1 protein-coding gene is annotated in these 1,223 nt (G+C 70.1%); it reads left to right on the forward strand.

From position 1 onward, the window contains the following. Window positions 1–273: 273 nt before the first annotated feature. Window positions 274–1,223, forward strand: a 950-nt coding sequence (locus tag KN815_RS44630; protein WP_216347522.1) for a 3-isopropylmalate dehydrogenase, incomplete at its 3' end; no start/stop codon positions are given.

The raw sequence follows: 1,223 nt of genomic DNA on the forward strand, positions 1-1,223 counted from the left end.
CCCGCACCCGCGACCGTCCCCGCCGCGGCGGCACCCCGGCGCAGCACCCGGCGCCGGGAGAGCCGGGCCCGCAGATACTCATGCTGCTCCGCCATGGTCATCCGCTGGGCGAGCCGCTCCGGTACGCCGAACCGTGGTGTATCCATGGACCGGAATGTCCCCCGGGCGGTCAACGGCGCGCCATGCAGGGGGTGAACGGGCGATTGCCACTGGGCGGATGTCCGAATGGCGGACAGCTATGTCAATCCATGGGACGAGCGGTAGGGTCCGGGTATGTCTCGCAGCATTCGCCTCGCAGTGATCCCCGGTGACGGTATCGGCCAGGAAGTCGTGGCCCAGGGCCTGAAGGTCCTTTCCGCCGCCCTTCCTCAGGACGTGAAGCTGGAGACCCGGAACTACGACCTCGGCGCCCGCCGCTGGCACGCCACCGGCGAGACCCTGCCGGACGCGGACCTGGAGTCGCTGAAGAACCACGACGCGATCCTGCTCGGCGCCATCGGCGACCCGTCGGTGCCCTCGGGCGTGCTGGAGCGCGGGCTGCTGCTCAAGCTGCGCTTCGCCTTCGACCACTACGTCAACCTGCGTCCGTCGAAGCTCTTCCCGAACACCCCGACCCCGCTGGCCGGCCGCCCCGACATCGACTTCGTGGTCGTCCGCGAGGGCACCGAGGGTCCGTACGTGGGCAACGGCGGCACGCTGCGCACCGGCACCCCGGCCGAGGTCGCCACCGAGGTCAGCCTCAACACCGCCTACGGTGTCGAGCGCGTGGTCCGGGACGCGTACGAGCGCGCCAACGCCCGGCCGCGCAAGAAGCTGACCCTCGTGCACAAGAACAACGTCCTGGTGCACGCCGGCCACCTGTGGAAGAACATCTTCGACCGGGTCGGCCAGGAGTACCCCGAGGTCAGCACCGACTATCTGCACGTCGACGCCGCGACGATCTTCTTCGTCACCCAGCCGGAGCGGTTCGACGTGATCGTCACCGACAACCTTTTCGGTGACATCCTCACCGACCTCGCCGCCGCCGTCACCGGCGGCATCGGACTCGCCGCGAGCGGCAACATCAACCCCTCCGGCGCCTTCCCGTCGATGTTCGAGCCGGTCCACGGCTCCGCGCCGGACATCGCGGGCACCGGCAAGGCCGACCCGACGGCGACCGTCCTGTCGGTGGCCCTGCTCCTGTCGCACCTCGGCTACGCGGACGAGGCGGCCCGTATCGAGGC

This window comes from Streptomyces niphimycinicus, assembly GCF_018883605.1.
GTDB lineage: Bacteria > Actinomycetota > Actinomycetes > Streptomycetales > Streptomycetaceae > Streptomyces > Streptomyces niphimycinicus.